This window comes from Candidatus Culexmicrobium sp. (genome assembly GCF_058356305.1).
This window is the reverse complement of the sequence record NZ_JBTVBB010000036.1, coordinates 1-5,309: the sequence shown is the minus strand read 5'-3', so window position 1 is coordinate 5,309 and position 5,309 is coordinate 1. Positions and strand designations below refer to the sequence as shown.

6 protein-coding genes, 2 pseudogenes and 1 CRISPR repeat array are annotated in these 5,309 nt (G+C 33.5%); of the genes and pseudogenes, 5 read left to right on the top strand and 3 right to left on the bottom strand.

Annotated elements, in window-relative coordinates; genetic code table 11:
* Window positions 1–73 precede the first annotated feature (73 nt).
* A CRISPR array of direct repeats spans window positions 74–618; the repeat unit is 25 nt; unit sequence GGAACCCGATAAAGGGAATTGAAAG.
* A 187-nt stretch (window positions 619–805) separates the two neighbouring features.
* From ACW8TM_RS10285 to ACW8TM_RS10275, 3 genes and pseudogenes are all read left to right on the top strand, one after another.
* Window positions 806–1,357, top strand: coding sequence for an HD domain-containing protein (locus tag ACW8TM_RS10285; protein ID WP_491533202.1), 552 nt, complete (start codon window positions 806–808; stop codon window positions 1,355–1,357).
* 461 nt (window positions 1,358–1,818) lie between these two features.
* Window positions 1,819–1,947 (top strand): hypothetical protein, encoded by a 129-nt coding sequence (locus ACW8TM_RS10280; protein WP_491533201.1) that lies wholly within the window; start codon window positions 1,819–1,821, stop codon window positions 1,945–1,947.
* A gap of 21 nt (window positions 1,948–1,968) precedes the next feature.
* A pseudogene (locus ACW8TM_RS10275) lies at window positions 1,969–2,388 on the top strand (hypothetical protein); the annotation flags it as partial.
* Window positions 2,389–2,507: 119 nt separating this feature from the next.
* On the opposite strand, the gene ACW8TM_RS10270 reads toward ACW8TM_RS10275, so the two are convergent.
* Window positions 2,508–3,455 carry a threonine ammonia-lyase gene (locus ACW8TM_RS10270; RefSeq protein WP_491533200.1) on the bottom strand — a complete coding sequence of 316 codons (948 nt, stop codon included), beginning with the start codon at window positions 3,453–3,455 and terminating at the stop codon, window positions 2,508–2,510.
* A 315-nt stretch (window positions 3,456–3,770) separates the two neighbouring features.
* Between ACW8TM_RS10270 and ACW8TM_RS10265 the strand changes: the two genes are divergently transcribed.
* On the top strand, window positions 3,771–3,932 hold the full coding sequence (locus tag ACW8TM_RS10265; RefSeq protein ID WP_491533199.1) for a hypothetical protein: 162 nt from the start codon (window positions 3,771–3,773) through the stop codon (window positions 3,930–3,932).
* A gap of 34 nt (window positions 3,933–3,966) precedes the next feature.
* Here ACW8TM_RS10265 and ACW8TM_RS10260 read toward each other — a convergent pair whose 3' ends face one another.
* Both ACW8TM_RS10260 and ACW8TM_RS10255 read right to left on the bottom strand, forming a co-directional pair.
* Complete coding sequence (locus tag ACW8TM_RS10260; RefSeq protein WP_491533198.1) at window positions 3,967–4,107, bottom strand: hypothetical protein; 141 nt, start codon at window positions 4,105–4,107, stop codon at window positions 3,967–3,969.
* Between the two features lie 98 nt (window positions 4,108–4,205).
* Complete coding sequence (locus ACW8TM_RS10255; protein ID WP_491533197.1) at window positions 4,206–4,907, bottom strand: uracil-DNA glycosylase; 702 nt, start codon at window positions 4,905–4,907, stop codon at window positions 4,206–4,208.
* A gap of 158 nt (window positions 4,908–5,065) precedes the next feature.
* Here ACW8TM_RS10255 and ACW8TM_RS10250 point away from each other — a divergent pair.
* Window positions 5,066–5,309 (top strand): annotated as a pseudogene (locus ACW8TM_RS10250) (ZIP family metal transporter); the annotation flags it as partial.

Sequence of the window (5,309 nt, the reverse complement as noted above, 5' to 3'; positions counted from 1 at the left end):
TTGGTTCCCATGATAGTATGAGAAAGAAGCTTTCAGAAAGTCTTTTAACCCTAAAAAAGAAAAATTAGTATCGGGAACCCGATAAAGGGAATTGAAAGTTTACGTCTTGGCAAGAAGAACACCCCCTATTTTTTCTAAGGAACCAGATAAAGGGAATTGAAAGAGTTCTTCTTGCATTAAGGGATGTATGCTTGAGTATGCGGGAACCCGATAAAGGGAATTGAAAGTTGTATATTGAGAGGAAGTATTATGAGTTTGCTAGGAGTAGGGAACCCGATAAAGGGAATTGAAAGATTTTGGTTACATGGTCCATTAGGATTGGATGCCACTTGGGGAACCCGATAAAGGGAATTGAAAGATAATCATATACATCTGGTAATGTGGTATAGTCAATATCACTAGGAACCCGATAAAGGGAATTGAAAGTCTTTTGGATAACCTTCTTTTACAATTTTAGCTATAACTTGGAACCCGATAAAGGGAATTGAAAGCCTATTTGCTCTACTGTTTTTTCCTTGACGTATATTGGAACCCGATAAAGGGAATTGAAAGAGCAATTACAAACCTCAAATCAGTGCCCCATGGATATTCAAGGAACCCGATAAAGGGAATTGAAAGTTCATAGCTTTACATGGCAGGCCTACTAACCCGAGAAGAACTGAATCCGAATAATGAATTTGAGATGTTATGAGTTTGAGTTAATAACGTAAATTAAGAACACTATGTTAGTATTGCTTACTAAGCATTATGGATTTAAATGCTTTTTTACTAATGTATTTAGAATTTGGTGGTGTGGGTTATTGGTATGATTAGTAGAGATGAGGCATTAAACTTAATCAGGAAATATATTGAGAATGACAAGTTGATTAAACATATGTTAGCTGTTGAGGCTATAATGCGAAGGATTGCTGAGTATTTGAATGAAGATGCTGAATTATGGGGTTTAACTGGATTACTTCACGATTTAGATTATGAGTTAACTAATGGTGATTTAAATGTTCATGGATTAAGAACTATTGAAATTTTAAAGGACAAATTACCTGAGGAAGGACTTGAAGCCATTAAGTGTCATAACGAGAATTTGGGATTTGAAGCTAAAACCAAATTAGCTTTAGCATTGAGGGCTGCTGATCATGTATCTGGATTGATAATTGCAACTGCACTTGTAATGCCTAATAAGAAGCTTATAGAGGTTAAGGTCAAGAGTTTGAGGAAAAAGTTTAAACAGAAAGACTTTGCGAGAAGCGTTAATAGAAATAAAATTCTCTTATGCGAAAAGATTGGAATTGATTTAACTAAATTTCTAGAGTTAAGTTTAGCGGCTCTCAAGGAAATTGCAAGTGCTCTCGGATTATAAATCCATGTATTCTTTTCTAATAGTGATTCATTATCGACTTGATTATGCTTATATGATGCTACTCTAATATTTTGATTCGTAAAGAAGCATAAATAGGACGTAGACATTCAAGAAAGTAGCTAAGTTAACTGCCAAACATACTCATTCGAAATTTACTATCTTACTTTACTTTATCGATAATGGGGAATGGTTGATTGTGAGAATATATTAACAATCCTTTCGGTCTTTGAGGTCCGCTTTCATCATTAATTCAGCAAGGGAGACCTACAGTCATCCCAGGCTCAGTCAAGGACGCGGTCCACATAAAAGTTTTCGGCCCACTAGCGGGTCTTCATCGCCACTATTTTAATTGTCTCAGCAGAATTTAAGTTTTAATGTGATTCTTAAATTATTTCAATCAAATTGACGTTAGATGATGTTGTTGGTAAAAGATTTTATTTATCTTTAGGGAGAATGCTATTTTGATAAGAATGACATTTTATGAAAATTTTGCAAGTGCATTTTTAATTGAGGATAAAAGAGACTTTGATAGAGCAAAAAAGGCTTTTAATGATGGTGATTACCCACATGCTGTTTTTAATTTACAGTAATGTGTTGAAAAAGCTGTTAAGGCTATAGTTATTTTTGGCAGTATAATCTACCTTTGGAGGGGAAGAGATCTCGACATGTTAATAGTTATAGATAAACTTCATAGTCTTAGAGAGAAATTTAATATTGAATCTAAATTATCTGAAAATTTCAATAAAGAACTTCCACATCACTGCTTTGATATATACGTGTTTAGTGTGGAGGAATTTAAAAGAAACCTCATACCTGAAAGTTTCCTTTCTGGTCTTGCTCTAGGATACGAAGTTGTTTATGATGAATTAAATCTAGAAAATGAAATTTTAGGCTTCCTAGAAGATCTCTCGAAAGGAGAATATTTATTACATAATAGATGTGGAACTTGGAACTTAAGTTTTCATGCAAAAATAACTTATAGGCTAAAGCAGAGACAAAATAAGTCTAAAGCTTACTCACACAAACTCTAAGTTCATAAATGACTTCACAATCTAACTGTAAATTACAATAGTCTAAAAGCAAAGATTTAAATGACTAAGTAGAAAGATACGTCAATATTTATAGCTACAATCATACTTGTCACAGCAATTTATTTTTTAATATAATGTGAAATGTCTATGTTTCCTCCTGAGACTATTATAGCTATTTTTGCTTTAGGAGATGTTTTTAGTTTGTTTTGTATTATTGCTGCTATTCCAACTACTCCTGATGGTTCAACTATTTGTTTTTCATTTTCTAGCGTCCATAGAACTGCATCTATCAGCTTATCATCATCTACAAGTATTATGTCGTCAACATACTTTAAGGCTATATTTAGGGTTATTGGAGAAATTTTACCTGCTAATCCATCTGCTATGCATGGTTCGACTGGGAGGTCGATTACTTTTCTTGCTTTGAAGCTTTCATACATTGTTTTTGCTCTGGTTGTTTGTACTCCTATAACCTTTATTTCGGGGTTTAATGCTTTAGCCCATATGGCTATTCCTGATATTAATCCTCCACCGCCTACTGGAACTAGTATTGTGTTTATTTCGGGTTTTTGTTCTAATATTTCATAGGCTATTGTTCCTTGACCTGCTATAACTTTATAGTCTTCATAGGATGAAATGTAGGTTAACTTTTGTTTATTTACTAGTTTTTTACAGTAGGCTTCTGCTTCATCATAATTTTCTCCTACAAGTATTACTTCAGCGCCTAGTTCTCTGCATCGATTAATTTTCTCTTTAGAGGCTTTTTTACTCATTACTATTTTTGCCTTTAATCCTAAGATTTGTGAGATATATGCAACTGCTATTCCATGATTTCCTGATGATGCAGTTATTATTCCTTTTTTCTTCTCTTTTTCGGATAGTTGGCTAATTGCATTGTATGCTCCTCTAACTTTAAATGACCTTGTCCTTTGAAGATTTTCTAATTTTAAGTATACTTCTCCATTTGAGATTTGACTCAGCTTTTGTGAGTATATGAGTGGAGTTTTATATGCTATTTCTTTTAATCGCTTCGCAGCCTTTAATATTTCAATTGCATTTAGCTTCATGTTTTTTAATCTGGATTTATTTCAAAAATACTTTTGTCTTCTCATCTAGTTTTAATTTCGTCATTCTATACGATTTGTTTCTTCAATAAATTAATATTGCATACTATTTTAGTATCTTTCCAGCTGATCTACAGATGCCTTGAGGCAATATGGGTTAAGTTGCTATGAAATTTCTTACAACTTGAAGTCAATTGCCTAAACCAGCTGGGAGATATACTATTTATCATTGCATGTTAACTCCACTATTATTTACATAGTTATTTGAAAGAGACATTTCTCTATTTAATTATACCTGAGAAGTCTGAGGGAACTTATATGGGTGTTTTAAGTGCTGCTTCAAAGGTAATTGGAATCACCTCCCCCTTAATTGCAGGTTTTATAGCATCTATTCATACTCAACCACCCTATGCTCTATCTGCCTTTCTAGTTATTTCTTCAATTGTTCTTTTCATTATAACGCCATATGAGCGTAAGTGATCCAGATTTATATTAGATATAATGTGAATGAGATTTATCTTCCATATAGATCGACTAATAGTGATACTATTATTGGCATAATTATTCCTGCCATGCTCGTAGATGTGAAGAACATGCCACAGGCTGTTCTTATAGCTTCTTTAGGAGTTGCTAATGCAGGTAGTGCACTTAGCATGAACATGATCATAGTATTTTAATTGCATTTTTCATTACCATATAAAGTCTTTTGTTTAAACCGCTTTCTTAGTCAGTTTTTACCTTATAAACTTTAAGTTAAAAATGTCTGGTAAATGTTAATGCTTTTCTAAATATTTCTTCTAGCATGTGTATGGTTAATCTCCCTGTATTTACGTTATGGGGGCTGGGGTGATAAGAGACTATAACGATGAACTTTAATTTATTATCTCGATAAATTTTAGCTGTAGCTCCGTGTTTAAATTTCTCGGCTTGTACATTGTAGCCTAATTTCCTGTAGGTTTTAAGTAAATTGATATATGCGATAGATCCAAGTGCAACTGCGACTTTTACATTTTCTAAAAGCATTATTTCTCTTGCTAAGAAATCTCTACAATTATCTAGCTCTTTCTTTAGAGGTTTATTTGCTGGTGGTGGACAACGCAAAACTGCTGTAATATAAGTGTCTTTGAGTTTCAGGTTATCATCCCTTGAATTTGAGTATGGATGGTTTGCAATTCCAACATTATATAGGGCTTTCATTAAGTTGTTTCCACTTTTATCACCAGTGAATACTCTTCCAGTTCTATTTCCACCATGGGCTGCTGGAGCTAAACCTACAATTAATATTCTTGCATTTTTGTCACCAAATCCAATGAGAGGTTTTGCCCAATACTTGCTTTTTCTAAATCTTTTTGGAGGATTTAGTGAAGCTTTTATTCTCCATTTAACCAATCTTTCACACTTCTTGCAATTGACAATGTCTCTTTCAAGTTTAGTCCATGAATCTTCATACTTCATGTTTCATCCTCTGAATAATAATGTTTAATTGTTAAGATATGTTCATTATCTCGTGAAGCTGTATGTACAAAATGTTAAAATTAATAGATAAGCTTAATTACAAGACAAAATTTATGCAGTAAGGAGAGTTCCTACAATTAAGTGGAGGCATTGATGTATTGGATTTTGAAGAGTTACTATTGATTCTTTCTGGAGGAAACATTCTACTATTGGCTCTTCTGGGCGGTTTGCTTACAACACTTTTTAATGCGTTAGGTGCCATTCCAGTTTTACTCTTTAAGAAACTGCCCGAGAAAATTAGTGATATAGGGTTGGGATTCGCTGCAGGGGTTATGCTTGCTGCAAGTTTTACAAGCTTAATTGCCCCGGGAATAGAATTGGGAGGAGTATCTCCTGTAATTG